The sequence below is a fragment of the Streptomyces muensis genome (assembly GCF_021474425.1).
Taxonomy (GTDB): Bacteria; Actinomycetota; Actinomycetes; order Streptomycetales; family Streptomycetaceae; genus Streptomyces; species Streptomyces muensis.
The window spans coordinates 1-25,934 of sequence record NZ_JAKEIP010000115.1 but is presented as its reverse complement, the minus strand read 5'-3'; the positions used below and the strand labels follow the sequence as shown (position 1 = coordinate 25,934).

At 69.4% G+C, this 25,934-nt stretch carries 21 protein-coding genes and 1 riboswitch; of the genes, 4 read left to right on the top strand and 17 right to left on the bottom strand.

Translation table 11 applies throughout. From position 1 onward, the window contains the following. Nucleotides 1–261: 261 nt before the first annotated feature. Nucleotides 262–399, top strand: a riboswitch (cyclic di-AMP (ydaO/yuaA leader). Between the two features lie 5 nt (nucleotides 400–404). Beyond that, nucleotides 405–1,145, top strand: a complete 741-nt coding sequence (locus L0P92_RS25010) for a transglycosylase SLT domain-containing protein (RefSeq protein ID WP_234765236.1) — start codon at nucleotides 405–407, stop codon at nucleotides 1,143–1,145. On the opposite strand, the gene L0P92_RS25005 is transcribed toward L0P92_RS25010, so the two are convergent. Further along, nucleotides 1,142–1,972: an HAD family hydrolase gene (locus L0P92_RS25005; protein WP_234765235.1), complete on the bottom strand. Its 831-nt coding sequence runs from the start codon at nucleotides 1,970–1,972 to the stop codon at nucleotides 1,142–1,144. The genes L0P92_RS25010 and L0P92_RS25005 overlap by 4 nt on opposite strands. Before the next feature lie 324 nt (nucleotides 1,973–2,296). Between L0P92_RS25005 and fahA the strand changes: the two genes are divergently transcribed. Together fahA and L0P92_RS24995 are read left to right on the top strand one after the other, a co-directional pair. Further along, on the top strand, nucleotides 2,297–3,520 hold the full coding sequence (fahA, locus tag L0P92_RS25000; RefSeq protein ID WP_234765234.1) for a fumarylacetoacetase: 1,224 nt from the start codon (nucleotides 2,297–2,299) through the stop codon (nucleotides 3,518–3,520). A gap of 179 nt (nucleotides 3,521–3,699) precedes the next feature. Then, nucleotides 3,700–4,638, top strand: a complete 939-nt coding sequence (locus L0P92_RS24995; protein WP_234765233.1) for a M56 family metallopeptidase — start codon at nucleotides 3,700–3,702, stop codon at nucleotides 4,636–4,638. 31 nt (nucleotides 4,639–4,669) lie between these two features. On the opposite strand, the gene recQ is transcribed toward L0P92_RS24995, so the two are convergent. The 15 genes from recQ to L0P92_RS24920 form a co-directional block, all read right to left on the bottom strand. Further along, on the bottom strand, nucleotides 4,670–6,688 hold the full coding sequence (gene recQ, locus L0P92_RS24990) for a DNA helicase RecQ (protein WP_234765237.1): 2,019 nt from the start codon (nucleotides 6,686–6,688) through the stop codon (nucleotides 4,670–4,672). Nucleotides 6,689–6,927: 239 nt separating this feature from the next. Continuing rightward, on the bottom strand, nucleotides 6,928–8,577 hold the full coding sequence (gene nuoN / locus L0P92_RS24985; protein ID WP_234765232.1) for an NADH-quinone oxidoreductase subunit NuoN: 1,650 nt from the start codon (nucleotides 8,575–8,577) through the stop codon (nucleotides 6,928–6,930). Beyond that, entirely contained in the window at nucleotides 8,574–10,145 is a 1,572-nt protein-coding gene (locus L0P92_RS24980) for an NADH-quinone oxidoreductase subunit M (protein WP_234765231.1), read from the bottom strand. Before L0P92_RS24980 ends, nuoN begins: the two co-directional genes overlap by 4 nt. 5 nt (nucleotides 10,146–10,150) lie before the next feature. After that, nucleotides 10,151–12,115 carry an NADH-quinone oxidoreductase subunit L gene (gene nuoL, locus L0P92_RS24975; RefSeq protein ID WP_234765230.1) on the bottom strand — a complete coding sequence of 655 codons (1,965 nt, stop codon included), beginning with the start codon at nucleotides 12,113–12,115 and terminating at the stop codon, nucleotides 10,151–10,153. A 15-nt stretch (nucleotides 12,116–12,130) separates the two neighbouring features. After that, nucleotides 12,131–12,430: an NADH-quinone oxidoreductase subunit NuoK gene (nuoK, locus tag L0P92_RS24970; RefSeq protein ID WP_003998919.1), complete on the bottom strand. Its 300-nt coding sequence runs from the start codon at nucleotides 12,428–12,430 to the stop codon at nucleotides 12,131–12,133. Continuing rightward, entirely contained in the window at nucleotides 12,427–13,269 is an 843-nt protein-coding gene (locus tag L0P92_RS24965; RefSeq protein WP_234765229.1) for an NADH-quinone oxidoreductase subunit J, read from the bottom strand. Before L0P92_RS24965 ends, nuoK begins: the two co-directional genes overlap by 4 nt. Then, nucleotides 13,266–13,907, bottom strand: a complete 642-nt coding sequence (gene nuoI, locus L0P92_RS24960) for an NADH-quinone oxidoreductase subunit NuoI (RefSeq protein ID WP_234765228.1) — start codon at nucleotides 13,905–13,907, stop codon at nucleotides 13,266–13,268. The genes L0P92_RS24965 and nuoI overlap by 4 nt, the downstream gene beginning before the upstream one ends. After that, nucleotides 13,900–15,261, bottom strand: coding sequence for an NADH-quinone oxidoreductase subunit NuoH (gene nuoH / locus L0P92_RS24955; RefSeq protein WP_234765227.1), 1,362 nt, complete (start codon nucleotides 15,259–15,261; stop codon nucleotides 13,900–13,902). Before nuoH ends, nuoI begins: the two co-directional genes overlap by 8 nt. Next, on the bottom strand, nucleotides 15,258–17,762 hold the full coding sequence (locus L0P92_RS24950) for an NADH-quinone oxidoreductase subunit G (protein ID WP_234765226.1): 2,505 nt from the start codon (nucleotides 17,760–17,762) through the stop codon (nucleotides 15,258–15,260). The genes nuoH and L0P92_RS24950 overlap by 4 nt, the downstream gene beginning before the upstream one ends. Beyond that, on the bottom strand, nucleotides 17,759–19,108 hold the full coding sequence (nuoF, locus tag L0P92_RS24945) for an NADH-quinone oxidoreductase subunit NuoF (RefSeq protein WP_237696030.1): 1,350 nt from the start codon (nucleotides 19,106–19,108) through the stop codon (nucleotides 17,759–17,761). Before nuoF ends, L0P92_RS24950 begins: the two co-directional genes overlap by 4 nt. Continuing rightward, nucleotides 19,108–19,980 carry an NADH-quinone oxidoreductase subunit NuoE gene (gene nuoE / locus L0P92_RS24940; protein ID WP_234765224.1) on the bottom strand — a complete coding sequence of 291 codons (873 nt, stop codon included), beginning with the start codon at nucleotides 19,978–19,980 and terminating at the stop codon, nucleotides 19,108–19,110. The genes nuoF and nuoE overlap by 1 nt, the downstream gene beginning before the upstream one ends. Next, entirely contained in the window at nucleotides 19,977–21,299 is a 1,323-nt protein-coding gene (locus tag L0P92_RS24935; RefSeq protein ID WP_234765223.1) for an NADH-quinone oxidoreductase subunit D, read from the bottom strand. Before L0P92_RS24935 ends, nuoE begins: the two co-directional genes overlap by 4 nt. Further along, complete coding sequence (locus tag L0P92_RS24930; RefSeq protein WP_234765222.1) at nucleotides 21,296–22,066, bottom strand: NADH-quinone oxidoreductase subunit C; 771 nt, start codon at nucleotides 22,064–22,066, stop codon at nucleotides 21,296–21,298. The genes L0P92_RS24935 and L0P92_RS24930 overlap by 4 nt, the downstream gene beginning before the upstream one ends. After that, nucleotides 22,063–22,617 carry a NuoB/complex I 20 kDa subunit family protein gene (locus L0P92_RS24925; protein WP_007383964.1) on the bottom strand — a complete coding sequence of 185 codons (555 nt, stop codon included), beginning with the start codon at nucleotides 22,615–22,617 and terminating at the stop codon, nucleotides 22,063–22,065. Before L0P92_RS24925 ends, L0P92_RS24930 begins: the two co-directional genes overlap by 4 nt. Nucleotides 22,618–22,631: 14 nt before the next feature. Then, entirely contained in the window at nucleotides 22,632–22,991 is a 360-nt protein-coding gene (locus tag L0P92_RS24920; RefSeq protein WP_030950624.1) for an NADH-quinone oxidoreductase subunit A, read from the bottom strand. Between the two features lie 712 nt (nucleotides 22,992–23,703). On the opposite strand from L0P92_RS24920, the gene L0P92_RS24915 reads away from it, so the two are divergent. Then, nucleotides 23,704–24,531 (top strand): C40 family peptidase, encoded by an 828-nt coding sequence (locus tag L0P92_RS24915; RefSeq protein ID WP_234765221.1) that lies wholly within the window; start codon nucleotides 23,704–23,706, stop codon nucleotides 24,529–24,531. Nucleotides 24,532–24,607: 76 nt separating this feature from the next. Here the strand turns inward: L0P92_RS24915 and L0P92_RS24910 are convergent. Continuing rightward, on the bottom strand, nucleotides 24,608–25,934 hold a 1,327-nt coding region (locus L0P92_RS24910), incomplete at its 5' end, for a hydroxysqualene dehydroxylase (protein WP_234765220.1).

Below are 25,934 nucleotides of genomic sequence, written 5' to 3'. Positions count from 1 at the left end.
AGCGTCGATGTGTATAAGAGACAGGCCCGGCACCCCCTCGTCCCTCCTTGCCCCACACGCAAGTTGAGGCTTGGCAACCGCAAAGGATCAAGCGCCCCATAGACTCCAGACCATGGTCAACCGGCATGACGGGTGACCATGGCACTTGTTTCGGGCATGTGCTCTCGCATACGTTCCCGCTCGTCGGGCGGACGCCGAATCCTGCCGCCGCCCGAGTCACCCACCCACGGAACTCACACACGCACGGCAGGAGCGGGGGACCCAGGTAAGTCGCCGGATCCGACGCCTTGATGGCGCACGGACCCGGCTCGGGGTGAAGTCGCGCCACCGCTCAACGGCGCGGCCGGGCATCTCCCGTCCGAACCCGACAGCTCACCTCGCAGGCGCCGGAGAGGAACAGCGCCATGCCCCGAGGCAAGCACCGCCGCCCCCGCACCAACCCGCTCACCCGCCGCGTCGCCATCGCAGGCACCGGCACCGCCGCCCTCGCACTCCCGCTGCTGAGCGCGACCACCTCGAGTGCCGCCCAGCCCGCCCAGGCCCCCACCGCCACGCAGGCCAAGACCATTACGTACACCACGAAAAAGGGCGATTCGCTCTACGGCATCGCGGACCGGTACGACGCCCAGGGTGGCTGGAAGCAGCTCTACAAGGACAACCGCGAGACCATCGGCGACAACCCCCGCCTGATCCACCCGGGCGTCGACCTGAAGGTCCGTGCGACGAAGAAGGCCGCCGCGCCGAGCACGACCGCCGACAAGGCCGCCGCACCCGCCAAGAAGTCCGCCGTCGCCCAGGCCACCCAGTCCTCGGTGAAGACATACCCGGACAACCTCGACGGCTGGATCCGTAATGCCCTGGACATCATGGGACAGAACGGAATCCCCGGGTCATACGACGGCATTCACCGCAACATCATGCGCGAGTCGTCCGGCAACCCCCAGGCCATCAACAACTGGGACTCCAACGCCGCCGCGGGCACGCCGTCCAAGGGCCTCCTCCAGGTCATCGACCCCACCTTCGCGGCGTACCACGTGCCGGGGACCGTCTACGACCCCTTCGACCCGGTCGCGAACATCACGGCCGCGTGCAACTACGCGGCCGCGCGCTACGGCTCGATCGACAACGTGAACGGGCCCTACTAGACCCGAAACGGGGCCGGCGCGCCCGCGAACAGTCTCTCGAGGACGACGGCGATGCCGTCGTCCTCGTTCGAGAGGGTGACCTCGTCGGCGACCGCCTTGAGTTCGGGGTGGGCGTTGGCCATCGCCACCCCGCGCGCCGCCCAGTCGAACATGGGGATGTCGTTGGGCATGTCCCCGAAGGCGATGGTCTCGTGCGCGCCCAGGCCGAGATGCTCGGCGGCGAGCGCGAGACCGGTCGCCTTGGTGATGCCGCATGGCTGGAGTTCGACGGTCCCGGGCCCGGACATGGTGACCGTCGCGAGTGAACCGACGACCGACCGCGCCGTCGCCGCCAACTCGTCGTCCGACAGGGTGGGATGGCGCAGCAACACCTTGCTGATCGGCTCGCACCACAGGTCGTCCCGGTGCTGCACGCGTACGGCGGGCAGGGTGGGGTGCGGCATCAGGTACCCGGGTTCGATGAGCGTGAGCCCGTCGACGCCGTCCTGGTCGACGGCCGCGTACACCTCCCCGACCTCGGCCTCGATCTTGCCGAGCGCGGTCTCCGCCAGCTCCCGGTCCAGGATGATGGACCACAACAGACGGTCCGCGCCGGCGTCGTACAACTGCGCGCCCTGTCCGCACACCGCGAGCCCCCTGCTGCCCAGGACGTCGAGGAGCGGCCGCACTCTGGGCGCCGGCCGCCCCGTCACGACGAGGTGCTGGGCACCGGCCGCCGCGACCTGCGCGAGCGCGTCGAGGGAACGGTCGGAGAGCGTGTCGTCGCCTCGGAGCAGCGTCCCGTCCAGGTCAGTGGCGATGAGTGAATATGCGATGGGTGGGGCCATGATCAGAGAATACGGACAGGAAGCCCCATCGACTCGACGTGAACCGGACGGCTGCTGTGTTCACATGTGTTGACACCTGTTCCGGTTCGGATTCTGTTTCCGTGTGCACAACTTCCTTCCACTTGTTGCGATTTCACTCCCCCGTGGTCCCGCGTCCCCGCCGTCGTCCCACCGAGGGGGCGCGTGGACCTCGCCCGTGCGCCGCGACCTGGGGGTTCGCCGGCCTCGGCGACGCGAGTTCCGTACTGCCCAAGACCGGCACCTCACCCGTAACGTGTGGCCCGACCACATGGCACGGAGCGTAAGAGAGTGAGGCAGCACCCCATGCCCCCCTTCGATCTCCCCGAGGGCGACCCCTTCGGCACGCACAACCTTCCGTACGGCGTCTTCTCCCTCCCCGGCTCGGACTCCGCACGCCGGGTCGGCGTCCGACTCGGCGACCACGTCCTCGACGCGGGCAGGGCGGCCTACGCGCTCGGCTCGCCGTACGCCCCGCTGCTCGCCCAGGACTCCCTGAACCCGCTGCTCGCCGCCGGCCGCACCACCTGGTCCGACGTGCGCCGCGCGCTGACGGCGTGGGTGACGGTGCCGGCGCACCAGGAGGCCATCGCCGATCTGCTGCACCCGCTGTCCTCGGTGACCCTGCACCTCCCCTTCGAGGTCGCGGACTACGTCGACTTCTACGCCTCCGAGAACCACGCCCGTAACGTCGGCCAGATCTTCCGCCCCGACGCCGCCGACTCCCTCACCCCCAACTGGAAGCACCTCCCGATCGGTTACCACGGCCGCTCGGGCACGATCGTCGTGTCCGGCACGGATGTCGTACGCCCTTCCGGCCAGCGCAAGGCCCCCACCGACCCGGCGCCGGTCTTCGGCCCGTCGGTCCGCCTGGACATCGAGGCCGAGGTCGGCTTCGTGGTCGGAACGCCGTCGGAGATGGGCCGGCCCGTGGCACTGGGCGACTTCCGCGAGCACGTCTTCGGCCTCTGCCTCCTCAACGACTGGTCCGCACGCGACGTCCAGGCCTGGGAGTACGTCCCCCTCGGCCCGTTCCTCGGCAAGTCCTTCGCCACGTCGGTGTCGGCGTGGATCACCCCGCTGGACGCGCTGGAGGAAGCCAGGGTGGCCGCGCCTGAGCGGACGCACCCCCTGCTGCCGTACCTCGACGACTCCGCCGCCGAAGCCGAACCCGGCGGCTACGACCTGCGCATCTCGGTGGCCGTCAACGGCCACGTCGTCTCCGAACCGCCCTTCTCCACCATGTACTGGACGGCCGCCCAGCAACTCGCCCACATGACCGTGAACGGTGCCTCCCTGCGCACCGGTGACCTGTACGGCTCGGGCACGGTGAGCGGCCCGACGGAGCGCGAGCGCGGCTCCCTGCTGGAGTTGACCTGGAACGGCCGGGACCCCCTCGAACTCCCCGACGGCAAGCGCACGTTCCTTGAGGACGGTGACGTGGTCACCCTGTCCGCCTGGGCGCCGGGCCCTGGTGGCGTCCGGGTGGGGCTCGGAGAGGTCACCGGGCAGGTGGTGGCGGGCAGTTGAGGTGAGAGCAGGGAGCGCGGGGCCGCGCACGGCCGGTGGCTCGAGGCGAGTTCGGCGACTCTTCACCGCTGACTCCGGCGGCCGTCACCGTCATACTGGCTGACGGTGGCGTGTTCCTCGTCCACCGCCCCGCATGTCCGCCCGCGCACCTCCCCTGACCAGGATCCGGAGCCTCCGGCATGACCTTCTGCCTGCTCCTGTTGAGCACCGTCGCTCTGACAGCAGCCGTGCCCGTTCCGCGAGCGTTGACCCGTGCCGCATGGCCCGAACGGGAACCCGTGGTCGCGCTCTGGGTGTGGCAGTGCCTGGTCGCCACTGTGCTGCTGTGCTGTCTGACGGCCCTGGCGCTGGGCGCCGCGGCCGTCTTCGGCACCGTGCGCGCGCAGCTCTTCGCCCCCGCGCCGCCCGCGGTGACCGCGGCGTACGACCTCTCGTCCGCGCCGGCCTGGGCCGCCGTGCTGACCCTGCTCCTGGCCTGCGGCGCCGCCTGGACGACGGCGATGCTGGGCCGCGAACTCGCCGAGGCCCGCCGGCGCCGCGGCCAGGCCAGGGCCCACCTGCGCGAACGCGCCCCCGACCTGCCGGCCGGCCTGCCCGCCGCGCGCGGCCCGCTCCTGGTCCTGGAGGACGAGTACCCGGACGCCTGGTGGATGCCCGGCAGCCCGGCCCAGCTGATCGTCACCACCGGCGCCCTGCACCGCCTCACCGACCACCAGCTCGACGCCGTCCTCACCCACGAGCGCGGCCACGCCCGCGCCCGCCACGACTGGCTCCTGCACCTCTCGACCGCGCTCGCCACCGGATTCCCCCGCATCCCGTTGTTCGCCCACTTCTGCGACCAGACCCACCGTCTGGTCGAACTTGCCGCCGACGACACCGCGTCCCGCCGCTGCGGTCACCTGACGACGGCCCTGGCCCTGATCGAGCTCAACCAGCACCGAGGCGTCCTGTCCTGCGCCTCCACCCACCGCCTCCTGGGTGAACGCGTCGACCGCCTCCTGCAGCCACCTCCGCGCCTGGACCGCCACCACCGGGCGTTGACCACCACGCTGGCCGCGCTGGTGCCCTTGCTGCCGCTTCTGATCGCCTTCGCGCCCGGGCTGACGGCGTTGGCGTGACCGTCGCGCGCGGGGCCGCCGCCCTCCCTCGCTAGGCCCAGTCCTCCGGCTCGGGCTCCGGCTCCATCTCGGGCCAGTCGTCCGCCCCGTGATCGGCCACGGGGACCGCGTCGCCCACCGCGCCGGCGTCGGAGTCGCCACGCAGCGAGGCCAGCACCTGCAGCACGCCCTCCCCATACGTGGCCAGCTTCTTCTCGCCGACCCCGCCGACGCCCCCGAGCTCCCGCACGGACGCGGGCCACACCGTCACGATCTCCCGCAGTGTCGCGTCATGGAAGATCACATACGCCGGAACCCCCTGCTCCCGAGCCTGCTCCGCCCGCCAGGACCGCAGCGCCTCGAAGGCCGGCACCAGTTCCTCGGGCAACTCGGCGACCGCCGCCTTGGCCTTGCGCTCTCCGCGCCCGGACCCACCGGAACCGGATCCCGACGCCGACCGCGAGGCAACCGGCTTCTTCGGCTCCTTGCGCAGCGGCACCTCCCGCTCCCGCCGCAGCACCGTGCCACTGGCCTCGGTCAGCACGAGCGTGCCGTACTCTCCTTCGACCGCGAGCAGTCCCTGCGCCAGCAACTGCCGGATGACGCCCCGCCATTCGCCCTCGTTCAGCTCCTCGCCGATGCCGAACACCGAGAGCTGGTCGTGATCGAACTGGATCACCTTGCCGGTGCGCTTGCCCAGCAGGATGTCGACGATCTGCAGCGCCCCGAACTTCTGCCCCCGCTCGCGCTGCAACCGCACCACCGTCGACAGCACCTTCTGCGCCGCGATCGTGCCGTCCCAGGTCTCCGGCGGCGTCAGGCAGGTGTCGCAGTTGCCGCAGCCCGCCGCGTCGGGGTCCTGGCCGAAGTAGGCGAGCAGCTGACCGCGCCGGCACTGGGCCGTCTCGCACAGCGCCAGCATCGCGTCCAGGTGCGAGGCGGCACGGCGCCGGAAGGCCTCGTCGCCCTCGCCCGACTGGATCAGTTTGCGCTGCTGTATGACGTCGTTGAGGCCGTAGGCCATCCAGGCCGTGGAGGGCAGGCCGTCACGGCCGGCGCGGCCGGTCTCCTGGTAGTAGCCCTCGACCGACTTGGGCAGATCGAGATGGGCGACGAACCGCACGTCCGGCTTGTCGATGCCCATCCCGAAGGCGATGGTCGCCACCACGACCAGGCCCTCCTCCCGCAGGAACCGCGACTGGTGCGCCGCGCGCGTGCCCGCGTCCAGGCCCGCGTGGTAGGGCACCGCCTCGATGCCGTTGCGACTGAGGAACTCGGCGGTCGCCTCCACGGACTTGCGGGACAGGCAGTACACGATGCCCGCCTCGCCCGCGTGCTCCTCGCGCAGGAAGCTCAGCAGCTGTTTCTTCGGGTCCGCCTTCGGCACGATCCGGTACTGGATGTTGGGCCGGTCGAAGCTCGCCACGAAGTGCCGGGCCGTCGGCATGTTCAGCCGCTGGGTGATCTCCTGGTGCGTGGCATGCGTGGCAGTCGCCGTGAGCGCGATCCGGGGCACGTCCGGCCAGCGCTCGCCGAGCAGCGAGAGCGCCAGGTAGTCGGGGCGGAAGTCGTGGCCCCACTGGGACACGCAGTGCGCCTCGTCGATCGCGAACACCGCGATCTTGCCGCGTGACAGCAGGTCCAGCGTCGAGTCGAGCCGCAGCCGCTCCGGGGCGAGGTACAGCAGGTCCAGCTCTCCCGCCAGGAACTCCGCCTCCACCACACGCCGCTCGTCGAAGTCCTGTGTGGAGTTGACGAACCCGGCGCGCACGCCGAGCGCCCGCAGCGCGTCCACCTGGTCCTGCATCAGCGCGATGAGCGGTGAGACGACGATGCCGGTACCCGGTCTGACCAGGGACGGGATCTGGTAGCAGAGCGACTTTCCGCCGCCGGTCGGCATGAGCACGACGGCGTCGCCGCCGGCCACCACATGCTCGATGACGGCTGCCTGCTCGCCGCGGAAGGACTCGTACCCGAAGACCCGGTGCAGTGCGGCCAGCGCCTCGCTGTCGCCGGCCTGTGCCACCTCGGTCACCCTTGGCATCTCGCTGATCCCGCCCGTCGCACCCATCGTCGTGTCCCCCGTACGTCGTCCCTCGACCACTGCCTCCACGATAGGGGCCGCCACCGACAGCACCGGAGTTATCCACAGGCTCACCCCTCACCCGTTCGTGATCGGCCGGAAGCCTTGAGTGACCGCGAGCGGCAGTCCCCTGTCCACAGCACAGCGGCCCGGCATCCCCCGAGGGAAGCCGGGCCGCTGCGGTGCGAAGAGGCGGTACGAGCGGGCCGTACCAGGCGGGCGACGCGTCAGCGCACGAACACCCCTGCCGTGCTCGCCAGGTCCAGGAAGTACTGCGGCGCGACACCCAGTACCAGCGTCACCGCCACCCCGACCCCGATTGCCGTCATGGTCAGCGGCGACGGAACGGCGACCGTGGGCCCCTCGGGCCGCGGCTCGCTGAAGAACATCAGCACGATGACGCGGATGTAGAAGAACGCCGCGATGGCCGACGAGATCACACCGACCACGACCAGCGGGGCCGCCCCGCCCTCCGCCGCCGCCTTGAACACGGCGAACTTCCCGGCGAAGCCGGAGGTCAGCGGGATACCGGCGAAGGCAAGCAGGAACACCGCGAACACGGCAGCGACCAGCGGCGAACGGCGGCCCAGCCCCGCCCAGTTGGACAGGTGCGTGGCCTCGCCGCCGGCGTCCCGCACCAGCGTCACCACGGCGAACGCACCGATCGTCACGAACGAGTACGCGGCCAGGTAGAAGAGGACGGACGACACCCCGTCCGGCGTGGTCGCGATGACACCCGCGAGGATGAACCCGGCGTGCGCGATCGACGAGTACGCCAGCAGACGCTTGATGTCGGTCTGCGTGATCGCGACGATCGCACCGCCCAGCATGGTGACGATCACCACGCCCCACATGACCGGCCGCCAGTCCCAGCGCAGCCCCGGCAGCACGACGTACAGAATCCGCAGCAGCGCACCGAACGCCGCCACCTTCGTCGCCGCCGCCATGAATCCGGTCACGGGCGTCGGAGCGCCCTGGTAGACGTCCGGCGTCCACATGTGGAACGGCACCGCGCCCACCTTGAACAGCAGCCCCATCACGATCATCGCGGCGCCGACCAGCAGCAGCGCGTCGTTGCCCATCGTGTCCGCGAGCGCCGGGGTGACCTCCGGGACCGTACCGTCGACGACCTGCGCGATCGTCGCGTACGACACGGAGCCCGCGTAGCCGTACAGCAGTGCGATGCCGAACAGCGTGAACGCGGAGGCGAAGGCGCCGAGCAGGAAGTACTTGACCGCGGCCTCCTGCGACATCAGCCGCTTGCGGCGGGCCAGCGCGCACATCAGGTACAGCGGGAGCGAGAGGACTTCCAGGGCGATGAACAGCGTCAGCAGATCGTTGGCCGCCGGGAAGACCAGCATGCCGGCGACCGCGAACAGCAGCAGCGGGAACACCTCGGTGGTGGTGAACCCGGCCTTCACCGCGGCCTTCTCGCTGTCGCTGCCGGGCACGGACGCGGCCTGCGCGGCGAAGGAGTCGACCCGGTTGCCGTGCGCCGCCGGGTCGAGCCGTCGCTCGGCGAAGGTGAACAGGCCGACCAGGGCGGCCAGCAGGATCGTGCCCTGGAGGAAGAGGGCCGGTCCGTCGACGGCGATGGCGCCCATCGCGGCGATGCCCGCCTTGGTCGTGGCGTATCCGCCGGCCGCGAGCGCCACGACCGCGGCGAAGGCCGCGACGAGCGCCACGACGGAGACGAACACCTGCGCGTAGTAACGCGCCTTGCGCGGTACGACCGCCTCGATCAGCACCCCGACGACCGCCGCGCCGACGATGATCAGGGTGGGCGAGAGCTGTCCGTACTCGATCTTGGGCGCGCCGATCTTCGGGATCGGGTCGGCCGCGATTGTCCACAGGCTGTGGACGGCTGATGCGCTCACTTGGCCGCCTCCACCTCGGGCTGGGGGTCCTTCTTCTGTACGTCGGACATGGTCTGCTTGACCGCCGGGTTGACGATGTCCGTGACGGGCTTCGGATAGACGCCCAGGAAGATCAGCAGTGCGACCAGCGGGGCGACGACCACGAGCTCACGCACCCTGAGGTCGGGCATCGCCGAGACCTCCGGCTTCACCGGGCCCGTCATCGTCCGCTGGTAGAGGACGAGGGTGTAGAGCGCGGCGAGCACGATGCCGAACGTGGCGATGATGCCGATCACCGGATAGCGCGTGAACGTGCCGACCAGGACCAGGAACTCACTCACGAACGGTGCGAGGCCGGGCAGCGACAGCGTCGCGAGACCGCCGATCAGGAAGGTGCCGGCGAGCACCGGGGCGACCTTCTGCACTCCGCCGTAGTCGGCGATGAGCCGCGAGCCGCGCCGGGAGATCAGGAAGCCGGCCACCAGCATCAACGCGGCCGTCGAGATGCCGTGGTTGACCATGTAGAGCGTCGCGCCCGACTGGCCCTGGCTGGTCATCGCGAAGATGCCCATGATGATGAAGCCGAAGTGCGAGATCGACGCGTACGCGATCAGACGCTTCATGTCCCGCTGGCCGACCGCGAGCAGCGCCCCGTAGACGATGCTGACCAGCGCCAGGACGAGGATGGCGGGTGTCGCCCACTTGCTGGCCTCCGGGAAGAGCTGGAGGCAGAAGCGGAGCATCGCGAAGGTGCCCACCTTGTCGACGACCGCCGTGATGAGGACGGCGACCGGAGCGGTGGCCTCCCCCATCGCGTTGGGCAGCCAGGTGTGCAGCGGCCACAGCGGGGCCTTCACGGCGAAGGCGAAGAAGAAGCCGAGGAACAGCCAGCGTTCGGTGTTAGTGGCCATGTCGAGCGTGCCGTTGGCGCGGGCCTCGGCGATCTCCTGGAGACTGAAGTTCCCGGCGACCACATAGAGGCCGATCACCGCGGCCAGCATGATCAGACCGCCGACCAGGTTGTAGAGCAGGAACTTCACCGCCGCGTACGACCGTTGGGTCGACGCCACCTTCTCGCCGTGCTCGTGGGCACGGTCGCCGAAGCCGCCGATGAGGAAGTACATCGGGATCAGCATGGCTTCGAAGAAGATGTAGAAGAGGAAGACGTCAGTGGCCTCGAAGGAGAGGATCACCATCGCCTCGACGGCCAGGATCAGGGCGAAGAAGCCCTGGGTCGGCCGCCAACGGCTGCTGCCGGTCTCCAGCGGGTCGGCGTCGTGCCAGCCCGCGAGGATGATGAACGGGATCAGCAGCGCCGTCAGCGCGATCAGCGCCACCGCGATGCCGTCCACACCGAGTTCGTAGCGGACGCCGAAGTCGGCGATCCAGGCGTGGGACTCGGTGAGCTGGTAGCGGTCGCCGTCCGGGTCGAAGCGGACCAGGACGGTGATCGCGAGGGCGAGTGTGGCGAGCGAGACGAGCAGCGCCAGCCACTTGGCGGCGGTGCGCCGGGCGGCCGGTACGGCGGCCGTGGCGACCGCCCCGATCGCCGGGAGCGCCGCCGTAGCTGTCAGCAGAGGAAAGGACATCGGTATCAGACCGCCCTCATCAGCAGGGTCGCGGCGATGAGGATCGCCACACCGCCGAACATCGAGACCGCGTACGACCGCGCGAAGCCGTTCTGAAGCCTGCGCATCCGTCCGGACAGACCGCCGACCGAGGCCGCCGTGCCGTTGACGACACCGTCGACCAGGGTGTGGTCGACGTACACCAGGGAGCGCGTGAGGTGCTCGCCGCCGCGTACGAGGACGACGTGGTTGAAGTCGTCCTGGAGCAGGTCGCGCCGGGCGGCCCGGGTGAGCAGCGACCCGCGCGGGGCGACGACGGGGACCGGGCGGCGGCCGTACTGGGCGTAGGCGACGGCGACGCCGATGATCATGCACGCCACGGTCGCGCTGGTGACCGCCGCCGCGCCGATCGGCGGGTTGCCGTGGGAGTGCCCGGTGATGGGCTCCAGCCAGTGCACGAAGCGGTCGCCGATGCTGAAGAACGCACCGCCGGCCACCGATCCGACGGCCAGCACGATCATGGGGATCGTCATGACCTTGGGAGACTCGTGCGGGTGCGGCTCGGCGTGCTCGCCGCGTGTCTCGGCGGCGGGCTCCACGCCGGGCTCGGCGGGTGACGCCGTCTTGGTGTGACGCCAGCGTTCCTCTCCGAAGAACGTCATCAGCATCACGCGCGTCATGTAGTACGCCGTGATGGCCGCGCCCAGCAGCGCACAGGCGCCGAGGATCCAGCCCTCGGTGCCGCCCTTGGCGAACGCCGCCTCGATGATCTTGTCCTTGGAGAAGAAGCCGGACAGGCCCGGGAAGCCGATGATGGCGAGATAGCCGAGGCCGAAGGTGACGAAGGTGACCGGCATGTACTTGCGCAGACCGCCGTACTTGCGCATGTCCACCTCGTCGTTCATGCCGTGCATGACCGAACCGGCGCCGAGGAAAAGCCCGGCCTTGAAGAAGCCGTGCGTCACCAGGTGCATGATCGCGAAGACGTAGCCGATGGGGCCGAGGCCGGCGGCTAGGACCATGTAGCCGATCTGCGACATGGTCGAGCCGGCCAGCGCCTTCTTGATGTCGTCCTTCGCGCAACCGACGATCGCACCGAAGAGGAGCGTGACGGCGCCGACGATGGTGACGACCAGCTGCGCGTCGGGCGCGGCGTTGAAGATGGCGCCGGAGCGGACGATCAGGTAGACGCCCGCGGTCACCATGGTCGCGGCGTGGATGAGGGCCGAGACCGGGGTCGGGCCCTCCATCGCGTCCCCGAGCCAGGACTGCAGCGGCACCTGGGCGGACTTGCCGCAGGCGGCGAGCAGCAGCATCAGGCCGATGGCGGTGAGCCTGCCCTCGCTCGCGTCACCGACCAGGCCGGGCTCCCCCTCCCCGCCGAGCACCGGCCCGAAGGCGAAGGTGCCGAACCAGAGGAACATCATCATGATCGCGATCGACAGACCCATGTCGCCGACGCGGTTGACCAGGAAGGCCTTCTTCGCGGCCGTGGCGGCGCTGGGCTTGTGCTGCCAGAAGCCGATCAGCAGGTAGGAGGCGAGACCGACGCCCTCCCAGCCGACGTACAGAAGCAGGTAGTTGTCGGCGAGGACGAGCAGCAGCATCGCCGCGAGGAACAGGTTCAGATAGCCGAAGAAGCGGCGGCGCCGCTCGTCGTGCTCCATGTACCCGACCGAGTACAGATGGATCAGCGAGCCGACGCCGGTGATCAGCAGCACGAACGTCATCGACAGCTGGTCCAGGCGGAAGGCGATGTCCGCCTGGAAGCCCTCGACCGGGATCCAGCTGAACAGATGGCTCGTCAGGGTCCGGTGTTCCGCGTCCTTGCCGAGCAGGTCGGCGAAGAGGACGACGCCGAAGACGAAGGAGACGGCGGCGAGGGCGGTGCCGATCCAGTGGCCGACGCGGTCGAGGCGCCGGCCTCCGCACAGCAGTACGGCCGCTCCGAGCAATGGCGCCGCGACCAGCAGCGCAATCAGGTTCTCCACGATTCTTCCGACCCCTTAGAGCTTCATCAGGCTGGCGTCGTCGACCGAGGCCGAGTGGCGGGAACGGAACAGCGACACGATGATCGCGAGCCCGACGACGACCTCGGCGGCGGCGACGACCATCGTGAAGAAGGCGATGATCTGGCCGTCGAGATTGCCGTGCATCCGGGAGAAGGCGACGAGCGTGAGGTTGCAGGCGTTGAGCATGAGCTCGATGCACATGAAGACGACGATCGCGTTGCGCCTGATCAGCACGCCGGTGGCGCCGATCGTGAACAACAGGGCGGCGAGATAGAGGTAGTTGACCGGGTTCACTTGGACGCCTCCTCGGGCCGCTTGAAGGTCGACGGCTCGATCGCGGTGCGCTCCAGCCGTTCCTCCGCGCGCTGCTCCAAAGCCCGCAGGTCGTTCAGCGCCTCGGTGGACACGTCACGGATCTGGCCGCGCTCGCGCAGCGTCTTGCTGACCGTGAGGTCGGACGGGGTGCCGTCGGGCAGCAGGCCCGCGATGTCGACCGCGTTGTGCCGTGCGTACACGCCGGGCGCGGGCAGCGGCGGGACGTGCTTGCCTTCGCGGATGCGCTGCTCGGACAGCTCGCGCTGGGTCTTGGCGCGCTCGGTGCGCTCGCGGTGGGTGAGCACCATGGCGCCGACGGCGGCCGTGATCAGCAGGGCGCCGGTGATCTCGAAGGCGAAGACGTACTTGGTCAAGATGAGCGCCGCGAGGCCCTCCACATTGCCGTTCGCGTTCGCCTGGGCGAGGCCGTTGAACTCCGTGATCGAGGCGTTGCCGATGCCGCCGACCAGCAGGATGCCGAAGCCGAGGCCACACAGAAGGGCCAGCCAGCGCTGGCCCTTGATGGTCTCCTTCAGGGAGTCCGCGGCCGTGACGCCGACCAGCATCACCACGAACAGGAACAGCATCATGATCGCGCCGGTGTAGACGACGATCTGCACGATGCCCAGGAAGTAGGCGCCGTTGGCGAGATAGAAGACCGCCAGTACGATCATGGTCCCGGCCAGACAGAGCGCGCTGTGCACGGCCTTCTTCATGAAGACGGTGCACAGGGCGCCGATCACGGCGACGGTGCCGAGGATCCAGAACTGGACGGCCTCTCCGGTGGAGGTGGAGTAGGCGGCGAGCTGCTCGGTCATCGGCCGATCACCTTCTCGGACGCCGGTTCGTCCTCGCCGAAGGTGGTGGCGGCCTCCTGCGGGACCTCGCCCTTGGAGAAGGCCACCTGGCGCTCGGTGCCCGGCGCGGCCTCGGTCACCAGCCCCCGGTAGTAGTCCTGCTCGTCGGTCCCCGGGTAGATGGCGTGGGGACTGTCGACCATGCCTTCCTCCAGACCGGCGAGCAGCTGCTCCTTGGTGTAGATGAGGTTGGCGCGGCTGGAGTCGGCGAGCTCGAACTCGTTGGTCATCGTGAGCGCGCGCGTGGGGCACGCCTCGATGCACAGGCCGCACAGGATGCAGCGGGCGTAGTTGATCTGGTAGACGCGGCCGTACCGCTCGCCCGGCGAGTAGCGCTCCTCGTCGGTGTTGTCGGCGCCCTCCACGTAGATGGCGTCGGCGGGGCAGGCCCAGGCGCACAGCTCGCAGCCGACGCACTTCTCCAGGCCGTCCGGATGGCGGTTGAGCTGGTGCCGTCCGTGGAAACGCGGAGCGGTGGTCTTCTGCTGCTCCGGGTACTGCTCGGTCAGCCGCTTCTTGAACATGGCCTTGAAGGTCACGCCGAAGCCGGCCACGGGGTTCTGGAAACCGGGCTTGGTCTCCTTGGGCTCCTCAGCCATCGGACGCCTCCTTTCCATCCAGAGATCCGTCACTCTGAGTATCGGGGCCACCACTGACAATCAGCTCCCGCTCACGGCGCGGGCGGCGCCGGGGCACCGGCGGAAGCTCCTGTCCGGGCAGGGGCGGCACGGGGAATCCGCCCGCCATCGCGTCGAAGGCGGGCTCCTCGGCGGGCTGCGCGGCCGCCTTCGCCCGCTCGCGGAACATGTCCGCGATGAAGGAGAGGAGCAGCAACGCGATGACGCCGCCGGCGACGTAGAGCACGATGTCGGCGAAGTCGTAGTTCTCGTTCCGGAGGGTCCGCACGGTCGCGACGAGCATCAGCCAGACGACGGAGACCGGGATGAGGACCTTCCAGCCCAGCTTCATCAGCTGGTCGTAGCGGACGCGAGGCAGCGTGCCGCGCAGCCAGATGAAGAAGAACAGCAGCAGCTGGACCTTGACCACGAACCAGAGCAGCGGCCACCAGCCGTGGTTCGCGCCCTCCCAGAAGGCACTGATCGGATACGGCGCCCGCCAGCCGCCCAGGAAGAGCGTCACGGACACGGCCGAGACCGTCACCATGTTCACGTACTCGGCGAGCATGAACATCGCGAACTTGATCGACGAGTACTCGGTGTTGAAGCCGCCGACCAGGTCGCCCTCGGACTCCGGCATGTCGAACGGGGCGCGGTTGGTCTCGCCGACCATCGTCACGATGTAGATCAGGAAGGACACCGGCAGCAGCACGATGTACCAGCGGTCCTGCTGCGCCTCGACGATCGCCGAGGTCGACATCGAACCGGAGTAGAGGAACACCGAGGCGAACGCGGCGCCCATGGCGATCTCGTAGGAGATCATCTGAGCGCAGGAGCGCAGGCCACCGAGCAGCGGATACGTCGATCCGGAACTCCAACCCGCGAGCACGATGCCGTAGATGCCGACCGAGGCGACCGCGAGGATGTAGAGCATCGCGATCGGCAGGTCGGTGAGCTGCATCGTGGTGCGCTGGCCGAAGATCGAGATCTCGTTGCCGGCCGGGCCGAAGGGGATCACCGCGATGGCCATGAAGGCCGGGATGGCCGCGACGATCGGCGCGAGGACGTAGACGACCTTGTCCGCGCGTTTGACGATGACGTCTTCCTTCAGCATCAGCTTGATGCCGTCGGCGAGCGACTGGAGCATGCCCCAGGGGCCGTGCCGGTTGGGGCCGATGCGCAGCTGCATCCAGGCGACGACCTTGCGCTCCCAGACGATGGAGAACAGCACGGTCACCATCAGGAAGGCGAAGCAGAACACCGCCTTGATGACGACCAGCCACCAGGGGTCGCGGCCGAACATCGAGAGGTCTTCAGCGGCGAGGAAAGGGCTCATGCCTCCACCTCCTCGGGGGCCTCGGACGCGAGGGTCGCCGGGCCGATGCGGACGAGTGAGCCGGGCAGCGCCCCGGTGTCGGAGGCGACGCCGCCGCCCACGGAGTTCAGCGGGAGCCACACCACCCGGTCGGGCATCTCCGTGATCTGAAGCGGCAGTTCGACGACTCCGGCTGGGCCGCTCACGGCGAGCACGTCGCCGTTCTTCACCCCGGCCTCGGCGGCCGTGGCGGCCGACACGCGCGCATGTGCGGCGTGCCGGGTGCCGGCGAGCGCCTCGTCGCCCTGCTGGAGGAGGCCCTGGTCGAGCAGCAGCCGGTGCCCTGCCAGCACGGCCTCACCGGCGGCCGGCCGCGGCAACTGGACCGCGGTCTCCAGGGGGTCGGCGGCCCGCGGCCCGTCCCAGGATCCGAGCCGGTCGATCTCCGCGCGCGTGGTGCGCAGATCCGGCAGGCCCAGGTGGACGTCCATGGCGTCGGCCAGCATCTGGAGCACGCGCGCGTCGGTCGGGGCCAGACGGCGGGTCATCTGGTCGGGCTTGAGCGCGGCCTCGAAGAAGCGCACCCGGCCTTCCCAGTTGAGGAAGGTGCCGGCCTTCTCGGCGACCGCGGCGACCGGCAGTACGACGTCGGCGAGTTCGGTCACCTCGCCGGGCCGCAGCTCCAGCGAGACCACGAAGCCGACCTCGGCGAGCGCGGCACGCGCGCGTGCCGGGTCGGGCAGGTCGGCGACCTCGACGCCCGCGACCAGCAGCGCCTGGAGTTCGCCGGTGGCGGCGGCCTCCACGATCTGGCCGGTGTCGCGGCCGTAGCGGTGCGGGAGATCGGCCAGGCCCCAGACGGCGGCGACCTCCTCACGCGCGCGCGGGTCGGTTGCGGGACGTCCTCCGGGCAGCAGCGACGGCAGCGCGCCCGCCTCGACGGCGCCACGCTCCCCGGCCCGGCGCGGGATCCAGACCAGCTCGGCGCCGGTCGCGGTCGCGGCCCTTACGGCGGCGGTGAGGCCGCCCGCCACGGCGGCCAGCCGCTCGCCGACGACGATCACCGCGCCCTCGGTGCGCAGCGCCTCGGACGCCTGCGCTCCGGCCTCGTCCAGGCCGACCCCGCCGGCGAGTGCGTCCAGCCACTCGGTCTCGGTGCCGGGAGCGGCCGGCAGCAGCGTGCCGCCCGCCTTCTCCAGACCGCGCGTGGAGTGCGTGGCCAGCGAGAACACCTTCTGGCCGTGCCTGCGCCAGGCCTTGCGCAGCCGCAGGAAGATGCCGGGCGCCTCCTCCTCGGACTCGAACCCGGCGAGCAGGACGGCCGGCGCCTTCTCGACGGCGGCGTACGTGACGCCCGTACCGTCGAGGTCGCGGCCGTGACCGGCGACCCGCGCGGCGAGGAAGTCGGCCTCCTCGCCGCTGTGCACGCGCGCGCGGAAGTCGATGTCGTTGGTGTCGAGCGCCACGCGCGCGAACTTGCTGTACGCGTAGGCGTCCTCGATGGTGAGCCGGCCACCGGTCAGGACACCGGTGCGGCCGCGTGAGGCGAGCAGACCCTGGGCGGCGATCTGGAGCGCCTCGGGCCAGGAGGCCGGTTCGAGGTCGCCCTCGGCGTTGCGCACCAGTGGGGTCTGGAGCCGGTCGCGCTGCTGCGCGTACCGGAAGCCGAACCGCCCCTTGTCGCAGATCCACTCCTCGTTGACCTCGGGGTCGTCCGCCGCGAGGCGCCGCATGACCTTGCCGCGCCGGTGGTCGGTGCGCGTGGCACAGCCTCCGGAGCAGTGCTCGCAGACGGACGGCGACGAGATCAGGTCGAAGGGGCGGGAGCGGAACCGGTACGCCGCCGAGGTCAGCGCGCCGACCGGGCAGATCTGGATGGTGTTCCCGGAGAAGTACGACTCGAACGGGTCGCCCTCACCGGTGCCGACCTGCTGGAGCGCGCCGCGCTCGACCAGCTCGATCATCGGGTCGCCCGCGACCTGGTTGGAGAACCGGGTGCAGCGGGCGCACAGCACGCACCGCTCGCGGTCGAGCAGCACCTGTGTGGAGATCGGTACGGGCTTCTCGTACGTCCGCTTCTTGCCCTCGAAGCGGGAGTCGGACTGGCCGTGCGACATGGCCTGGTTCTGCAGCGGGCACTCACCGCCCTTGTCGCAGACCGGGCAGTCCAGCGGGTGGTTGATGAGCAGGAGCTCCATCACACCCTTCTGGGCCTTCTCCGCGACCGGCGAGGTGAGGTGCGTCTTGACGACCATGCCGTCCGTGCAGGTGATCGTGCAGGACGCCATCGGCTTGCGCTGGCCCTCGACCTCGACGATGCACTGGCGGCAGGCGCCGGCCGGGTCGAGAAGGGGGTGGTCGCAGAAGCGGGGGATCTCGATGCCGAGCTGCTCGGCGGCCCGGATGACCAGGGTGCCCTTCGGCACACTGATCTCGACGCCGTCGATCGTCAGCGTCACGAGATCTTCCGGCGGGACCGCCGCCTCTCCCCCTCCCGAGGGAGCATTGGTGGTCACGGTCATGCGTTCACCTCCGTGCGGTGATCGGCCCAGGCCGTCGACTTGGCCGGGTCGAAGGGGCAGCCACGGCCCGTGATGTGCCGCTCGTACTCCTCGCGGAAGTACTTCAGCGAGGAGAAGATCGGCGAGGCGGCGCCGTCGCCGAGGGCGCAGAAGGACTTGCCGTTGATGTTGTCGGCGATGTCGTTCAGCTTGTCGAGGTCACTCATCACGCCCTTGCCGGCCTCGATGTCGCGCAGCAACTGCACGAGCCAGTACGTGCCTTCGCGGCAGGGCGTGCACTTGCCGCAGGACTCGTGGGCGTAGAACTCGGTCCAGCGGGTGACGGCGCGCACGACACAGGTCGTCTCGTCGAAGCACTGGAGAGCCTTGGTTCCGAGCATGGAACCCGCGGCGCCCACTCCTTCGTAGTCCAGAGGGACGTCGAGGTGCTCGTCGGTGAACATCGGCGTCGAGGAGCCGCCCGGCGTCCAGAACTTGAGGCGATGGCCGGGGCGCATTCCGCCGCTCATCTCCAGCAGCTGGCGGAGCGTGATGCCGAGCGGGGCCTCGTACTGGCCGGGATTGGCGACATGGCCGCTGAGCGAGTAGAGCGTGAAGCCCGGGGACTTCTCACTGCCCATCGACCGGAACCATTCTTTGCCCCGATGCAGAATCGCGGGAACCGACGCGATCGACTCGACGTTGTTCACAACAGTCGGGCAGGCGTAGAGACCTGCCACCGCAGGGAAGGGGGGACGAAGCCGCGGTTGACCACGGCGGCCTTCGAGCGAGTCGAGCAGTGCGGTCTCCTCACCGCAGATGTACGCGCCGGCGCCCGCGTGCACGGTGAGTTCGAGGTCGAGTCCGCTGCCCAGGATGTTCTCGCCGAGGTAGCCCGCCGCGTAGGCCTCGCGCACGGCCTCGTGCAACCGCCGCAATACGGGGACGACTTCACCACGCAGATAGATGAAGGCATGCGAAGACCTGATGGCATAACACGCGATGACAATGCCCTCGATGAGGCTATGCGGGTTCGCGAAGAGGAGCGGGATGTCCTTGCACGTCCCGGGCTCCGATTCGTCGGCGTTGACAACTAGATAGTGCGGTTTTCCATCACCCTGGGGAATGAACTGCCATTTCATTCCCGTCGGGAATCCCGCGCCACCGCGCCCGCGCAGACCGGAGTCCTTGACGTACGCGATCAGGTCGTCCGGCGACATGGCGAGCGCCTTGCGCAGACCCTCGTACCCCTCGTGCCTTCGGTAGACGTCCAGCGTCCAGGACCTGTCCTCGTCCCAGAAGGCCGACAGCACGGGTGCGAGCAGCTTCTCGGGGCTGTTTTCCTTCAGCTCTGGTGCCAACGTCATCACTCCCCCTCCTCGGCGACAGGCCCTGCCGGGTGGGCTGGGTCGGACGCGGACGATTCCTGCGGCGCGTCGTGCGAGCTGAGGTGTTCAGCCGGCGACGGGTCGTGCACTGCCTTGCCCTGCGGCTCGTCGTGCGGGCCGCCGTCCCGCGGATGGACCACGCGCGCGGGTGCGACCTCTCCCTTGGCCAGGCGGAGGCCCACCAGCGACGCCGGTCCCGCACTGCCGCTCTCCTCGACGGCCCCGGGCCGCTCGTCGGGGAAGCCGGCCAGGATCCGCGCGGTGTCCTTGAAGGTGCACAGCCGCGCCCCGCGCGTCGGCTCGACGGGCCGTCCCGCCCGGAGGTCGTCGACGAGGCGCTTGGCGCTGGCCGGGTCCTGGTTGTCGAAGAACTCCCAGTTGACCATCACGACCGGCGCGAAGTCGCAGGCCGCGTTGCACTCGATGTGCTCCAGGGTGACCTTGCCGTCGTCGGTGGTCTCGCCGTTGCCGACGCCCAGGTGCTCCTGGAGCTCCTCGAAGATCGCGTCGCCGCCCATCACCGCGCACAGGGTGTTGGTGCAGACGCCGACCTGGTAGTCACCGCTCGGCTTGCGCCGGTACATCGTGTAGAAGGTGGCCACCGCGGTGACCTCGGCCGTGGTCAGGCCGAGCACGTCCGCGCAGAACTGCATCCCGGTGCGCGTGACATGCCCCTCCTCCGACTGCACGAGGTGCAGCAACGGCAGGAGGGCCGACCGGGAGTCCGGGTAGCGGGCGATGACCTCGCGCGCGTCGCGCTCCAGCCGTTCCCGAACGTCGTCCGGGTACGCGGGCGCGGGCAGTTCGGGCATGCCCAGGCTGACGCCCCGCTCCGAAGAAGAGGTGGTCACCGGTCGACGCCTCCCATCACGGGGTCGATGGACGCGACGGCGACGATGACGTCGGCGACCTGGCCGCCCTCGCACATCGCCGCCATGGCCTGAAGGTTGGTGAAGGACGGGTCGCGGAAGTGGACCCGGAAGGGGCGGGTGCCGCCGTCGGAGACGGCATGCACCCCGAGCTCGCCCTTGGGCGACTCGACGGCCGCGTACGCCTGCCCCGGCGGGACCCGGAAGCCCTCGGTGACCAGCTTGAAGTGGTGGATCAGGGCCTCCATGGAGGTGCCCATGATCTTCTTGATGTGGTCGAGGGAGTTGCCGAGTCCGTCCGGTCCCAGGGCGAGCTGGGCGGGCCAGGCGATCTTCTTGTCGGCGACCATGACCGGGCCGGGCTGCAGCCGGTCCAGGCACTGCTCGACGATCCCGAGCGACTGGCGCATCTCCTCCAGACGGATCAGGAAGCGCCCGTAGGAGTCGCAGGTGTCGGCGGTCGGGACCTCGAAGTCATAGGTCTCGTAGTCGCAGTACGGCTGCGTCTTGCGCAGGTCGTGCGGGAGGCCGGTGGAGCGCAGGATCGGGCCGGTGGCGCCGAGGGCCATGCAGCCGGCCAGGTCGAGATAGCCGACGTCCTGCATGCGGGCCTTGAAGATGGGGTTCCCGGTGGCGAGCTTGTCGTACTCCGGGAGGTTCTTCTTCATCTTCTTCACGAACTCGCGGATCTGGTCCACCGCGCCGGGCGGCAGGTCCTGGGCGAGTCCGCCGGGGCGGATGTACGCGTGGTTCATCCTGAGGCCCGTGATGAGCTCGTAGATGTCGAGAATCATTTCACGATCGCGGAATCCGTAGATCATGATCGTGGTGGCGCCGAGTTCCATGCCGCCGGTGGCGATGCACACCAGGTGGGAGGAGAGCCGGTTCAGCTCCATCAGGAGCACCCGGATGATCTTGGCGCGCTCGGTGATCTCGTCCTCGATGCCGAGGAGCTTCTCGACGGCGAGACAGTAGGCGGTCTCGTTGAAGAAGGACGTCAGGTAATCCATGCGCGTCACGAACGTGGTGCCCTGCGTCCAGGTCCGGTACTCGAGGTTCTTCTCGATGCCGGTGTGCAGGTATCCGATGCCGCAGCGGGCCTCGGTGACCGTTTCGCCGTCGATCTCCAGGATCAGGCGGAGCACTCCGTGGGTGGAGGGGTGCTGCGGACCCATGTTGAGGACGATGCGCTCGTCGTCGGCACGGGCCGCGGCCTGGACGACCTCGTCCCAGTCGCCACCGGTGACCGTGTATACGGTGCCCTCGGTGGTCTCACGGGCGGATGCTGACTGCGTGCTCATGAGTACGACCTCCGCTGGTCCGGAGCCGGGATCTGGGCGCCCTTGTACTCGACGGGGATGCCGCCGAGGGGGTAGTCCTTGCGCTGCGGGTGGCCCTGCCAGTCGTCCGGCATCATGATCCGCGTCAGGGCGGGGTGACCGTCGAAGACGATGCCGAAGAAGTCGTACGTCTCGCGCTCGTGCCAGTCGTTGGTCGGGTACACGGAGACGAGCGACGGGATGTGCGGGTCGCTGTCGGGGGCGCTGACTTCGAGGCGGATCAGCCGGTTGTGGGTGATCGAGCGCAGGTGGTAGACGGCGTGCAGCTCGCGGCCCTTGTCGCTGAGGTAGTGGACGCCGCTGACGCCGGTGCACAGTTCGAAGCGCAGGGCCGGGTCGTCGCGCAGGGTGCGGGCGACGCGGAGCAGGTGCTCGCGTTCGATGTGGAAGGTGAGCTCGTCGCGGTCGACGACCGTCTTCTCGATGGCGTTGTCGGGGAGGAGTCCCTGTTCCTCCAGGGCGCCTTCGAGTTCGTCGGCGACCTCGTCGAACCAGCCTCCGTAGGGGCGGCTCGCCGGGCCCGGGAGCCGGACCGAGCGGACGAGCCCGCCGTAGCCGGAGGTGTCGCCGCCGTTGTTGGCGCCGAACATGCCGCGCTGGACGCGGATCTCCTCTCCTCCCTGGCCGCGCTGGCCGGGGAGGTTGGAGGCGGAGAGGTCCTTCTCGGGGTTGACCCCGTTGGACCCGTTCGCCCCGTTCGCTCCGTTGGTGCCGTTCGCGTCGCTCACCGCAGCAGCCCCTTCATCTCGATCGTGGGCAGGGCCTTGAGCGCCGCTTCCTCCGCCTCGCGGGCCGCTTCCTCGGCGTTCACGCCGAGCTTGGAGGACTGGATCTTCTGGTGGAGCTTGAGAATGGCGTCCATCAGCATCTCGGGCCGCGGCGGGCAGCCCGGCAGATAGATGTCGACCGGGACGATGTGGTCGACGCCCTGCACGATCGCGTAGTTGTTGAACATGCCGCCCGAGGAGGCGCAGACCCCCATGGAGATCACCCACTTGGGGTTCGGCATCTGGTCGTAGACCTGCCGGAGCACCGGCGCCATCTTCTGGCTGACCCGGCCGGCGACGATCATCAGGTCGGCCTGGCGCGGCGAGCCGCGGAAGACCTCCATGCCGAAGCGCGCCAGGTCGTAGCGGCCGGCGCCGGTCGTCATCATCTCGATGGCGCAGCACGCGAGGCCGAAGGTGGCCGGGAAGACGGACGCCTTGCGTACCCAGCCCGCGGCCTGCTCGACGGTGGTCAGCAGGAATCCGCTCGGCAGCTTTTCTTCGAGTCCCATGAGTTAAAGGCCCCTCAGTCCCATTCCAGGCCGCCGCGCCGCCATACGTACGCGTACGCGACGAAGACGGTGAGCACGAAGAGCAGCATCTCCACGAGCCCGAAAATCCCCAGGGAGTCGAAGGTGACGGCCCAGGGGTAGAGGAAGACGATCTCGATATCGAAGATGATGAAGAGCATCGCCGTCAGGTAGTACTTGATCGGGAAGCGCCCGCCTCCGGCCGGCGTGGGGGTCGGCTCGATGCCGCACTCATAGGCCTCGAGCTTGGCCCGGTTGTACCGCTTCGGACCGATCAGCGTGGCCATGACCACGGAGAAGATCGCAAAGCCTGCCCCGAGGGCTCCCAGTACGAGGATGGGCGCATACGCGTTCACCGCTCCTCGCTCCTCTCAGTCGGCACTGACTGCTGGCGGTTGCACTGGGCTCACAGCCGCCTCACCGATCCCACGAGCCCCGCTCGTCCCGGCGAAGATCGAGAACATGTGAAGCAGGTCACAAGCCCAACTGCCTCGCATCTTATGCCCGCCGCTCTGTGATCTGCGACACGGGGTATTACACAAGCTTTGTGATCTCCACCACCTGACGAAGGATCATGAAGCCGGATGGGCGGTGATCTTCGCACGAGAAGCGTCCGAGTGATCACCAAAGGTGACATTTTCGCTCGTCGTCGCAGCTCGGAGGGGGCGTCTCAATATCAAGAGACTTCCCTTGCATGCAAATTGGTGTTGGACGGGGCGTCTTGATAGTGGAGCGCGTTCACACTTCAGAGGGAGCCGCGGAGCGGGTGTGGACGCGTGCACGCGTTCACGAGCGTCGGCGGGCGGGATTCGGACACAGGACGCGCACGAGGCCGTAACCGTTGCGTGACCTCTGCCACATGACGAGAGGGCCGCGAGAACCGGGCTTGGCCACCGGTCCCAACAAGTGGTAAGCGGTGGGCAATTCGGACTTAATGATGAAAGCTCGTGATCACGGGCGGGTTACGGCGCGTCCGCAATGTCCGTTACGGCGTCAATAAAGGGCGGCCCGCCCGGAATTTGGGGCGGTGATTGAGCAACTGTGGCGCAGCACACGTTTCTTGTAGGTATGGAGGAGCCCCTGATACCGGTTGTTCTCATGTCCCACACCGCTCACATACGTAGCCACCGGAAGCCCCGCCGCAACGCGTCGACATCCATCGCGATGCGTGCCGGAGTTGCCGGTGGCGTCCTCAGCATGGCAGCGGCTGGTGCGTCGGCCACGGCGAACGCCGCCGAGCCGGTGACGCAGACCATCGAACTGCCCACCCTGACGGGTGACCTGGCGGACCAGATCGCCCAGTCCGCCGACGCCACCCAGTTGGCGGCGGCGAACTACGAGCTCGACGCCCAGCGTGACGCGGCCGCCGCCGCGGCCGCCAAGGAAGCCAAGAAGGACCTCGCGGAGGCCAAGAAGAAGGCCGAGGCGAAGAAGAAGGCCGAGGAGGCCCGCCGGGCCGCCGCCGAGGCCGCCGCCTCGCGCAGCGCCGAGCGCACCACCCTGTCCGCTTCCGCGAGCACCAGCGTGGCCGCTCCCGCCAGTGGCAGCGTCGGGACGGTCATCGCCTTCCTCCAGGCACAGGTGGGCGACGCGTACGTCATGGGCGCCACCGGCCCCAACGCGTGGGACTGCTCCAGCCTGGTCCAGGCCGCGTTCAAGCAGGTCGGCGTCGACCTGCCGCGGGTCTCGCAGGACCAGTCGATGGCCGGCACCGACATCCCGCTGTCGCAGATCCAGGTCGGCGACATCCTGTACTGGGGCGGCAAGGGCTCGGCGTACCACGTGGGCGTCTACATCGGTAACGGCCAGTACCTGGACGCGGCCAACCCCTCCAAGGGCGTCGTCATCCAGGACCTGTCCGGCTACCCGGCGTCGGGCGCGGTGCGCGTCCTCTGAGTCGCAGGGATCACCGTAAGGGCCGCAGCCGCTCGGGGGCAGCGGCCCTTACGTCCCGTTCGGGGGCCTTCGCGGCTCAGCCGAGGTCGAAGGTGTTGGGCAGGCCCAGCTTGTAGCGCACCTCGTCGACCCGTTTCAGCGGCTCCAGCTCCGGGGGCCGGTACAGCTCCCGGATCTCACAGCGCTCGGTGTCCGAATTGTCCGCGTCCAGGAGTGCGTTGACCGCCAGGCGAGCCGACTCGTTGGCGCCCTCCATCGTCGCCAGGTCCACGTCGGTACGGACGTAGTCGCCCGCGAGGAAGAAGTTCGGGACCTTCGTGCGGGCCGTGGGGCGGTTGTAGAGGGTGCCCGTGGGGTGGATGAGGAGCTGCTCGCGGTTCTGCGGATCGGGGCCGCCCAGGCCCGTCACCGCCGGGTCCATGAACCAGCCGAGGCGGTCCTCGTCCCGCAGCGTGGTCTTGCCGGCGTCGTTCAGGCCGTCCTTCAGCTGGGCCCAGAGTTCGGCGACGACCTCCTCCTTGGTGCACTCCTTGGCCGTCTTGCCGTACAGGATGCCCGGCTTGTCCCACTCCGAGATGATCGCGGAGAGGCAGTCCCGGGCCCGTCCGTCGCCGTAGTCGCGGGGGAAGTCCCGGCCGTTCCAGAACTGGGCCTGGCCGACGGCGGTCACCGACCACGGTGAGTCGAGGCAGTTGACGTGCCCGTGCACGACGGGGGTGGGCGTGCGCAGATAGAACATCACGCCGGTCATCCAGTCCGCCTGGAGCGCGTCGCAGCGGGCGAGCTGCGGGTCGGCCGCGCGCAGGGCCGGGCCCCACGTCAGGCGTGCGTGCTCGACCGGGAGCGCGCAGACGTAGTGGTCGGCGGTGACGGTACGTTCGTCGCCGCCTTCGCGGGCCGAGACGTGGACGCCGGTCACCCGGCCGGCGTCGTAGCGGACCTCGCGGACCCGGGTGCCGAGGACGAACTCGACGCCGAGGGAGCGCAGGTGGGCCTCCCAGGGGTCGATCCAGGCCTCGCTGGTGGGGGCGTTGAGGACGCGGTCGATGTCGGCGTCGCCGTCCATGCCCCGGCCGAGCAGGCCCCACAGCAGCAGGGCCTCGATGATGACGCGGCCGACGGTCCGGGTCGAGGCGACCTCCGCGCGCGTGGCGACGAGGTTGCGGGTCTGGCCGATGCCGAGGAGCGTCTGGTACTCCGCGCTCATCTCCTCGGCGCGGATGAAGTCCCACCAGGCGACCTTCTCCCACTGCCCCTCGCGGCGGGCGTCGCAGCTGGTGAGGTGGACCAGGAGACGGTCGGCGAAGTAGGCGGCCTCGTGGGCGGGGAGGCGGGTGCCGAGGTCCAGGACCGAGAGGACCTGGTCGCGGATCCAGCCGAGGGTGAGGTCGCCGGGGCGGGGC

Coding starts and splice junctions, on each gene's coding strand:
- L0P92_RS25010 (WP_234765236.1), top strand. CDS start 405: ATGCCCCGAGGCAAGCACCGCCGCCCCCGCACCAACCCGCTCACCCGC.
- L0P92_RS25005 (WP_234765235.1), bottom strand. CDS start 1,972: ATGGCCCCACCCATCGCATATTCACTCATCGCCACTGACCTGGACGGG.
- fahA (WP_234765234.1), top strand. CDS start 2,297: ATGCCCCCCTTCGATCTCCCCGAGGGCGACCCCTTCGGCACGCACAAC.
- L0P92_RS24995 (WP_234765233.1), top strand. CDS start 3,700: ATGACCTTCTGCCTGCTCCTGTTGAGCACCGTCGCTCTGACAGCAGCC.
- recQ (WP_234765237.1), bottom strand. CDS start 6,688: ATGGGTGCGACGGGCGGGATCAGCGAGATGCCAAGGGTGACCGAGGTG.
- L0P92_RS24980 (WP_234765231.1), bottom strand. CDS start 10,145: ATGTCCTTTCCTCTGCTGACAGCTACGGCGGCGCTCCCGGCGATCGGG.
- L0P92_RS24965 (WP_234765229.1), bottom strand. CDS start 13,269: ATGACCGAGCAGCTCGCCGCCTACTCCACCTCCACCGGAGAGGCCGTC.
- nuoI (WP_234765228.1), bottom strand. CDS start 13,907: ATGGCTGAGGAGCCCAAGGAGACCAAGCCCGGTTTCCAGAACCCCGTG.
- nuoH (WP_234765227.1), bottom strand. CDS start 15,261: ATGAGCCCTTTCCTCGCCGCTGAAGACCTCTCGATGTTCGGCCGCGAC.
- L0P92_RS24950 (WP_234765226.1), bottom strand. CDS start 17,762: ATGACCGTGACCACCAATGCTCCCTCGGGAGGGGGAGAGGCGGCGGTC.
- nuoF (WP_237696030.1), bottom strand. CDS start 19,108: ATGACGTTGGCACCAGAGCTGAAGGAAAACAGCCCCGAGAAGCTGCTC.
- L0P92_RS24935 (WP_234765223.1), bottom strand. CDS start 21,299: ATGAGCACGCAGTCAGCATCCGCCCGTGAGACCACCGAGGGCACCGTA.
- L0P92_RS24925 (WP_007383964.1), bottom strand. CDS start 22,617: ATGGGACTCGAAGAAAAGCTGCCGAGCGGATTCCTGCTGACCACCGTC.
- L0P92_RS24915 (WP_234765221.1), top strand. CDS start 23,704: ATGGAGGAGCCCCTGATACCGGTTGTTCTCATGTCCCACACCGCTCAC.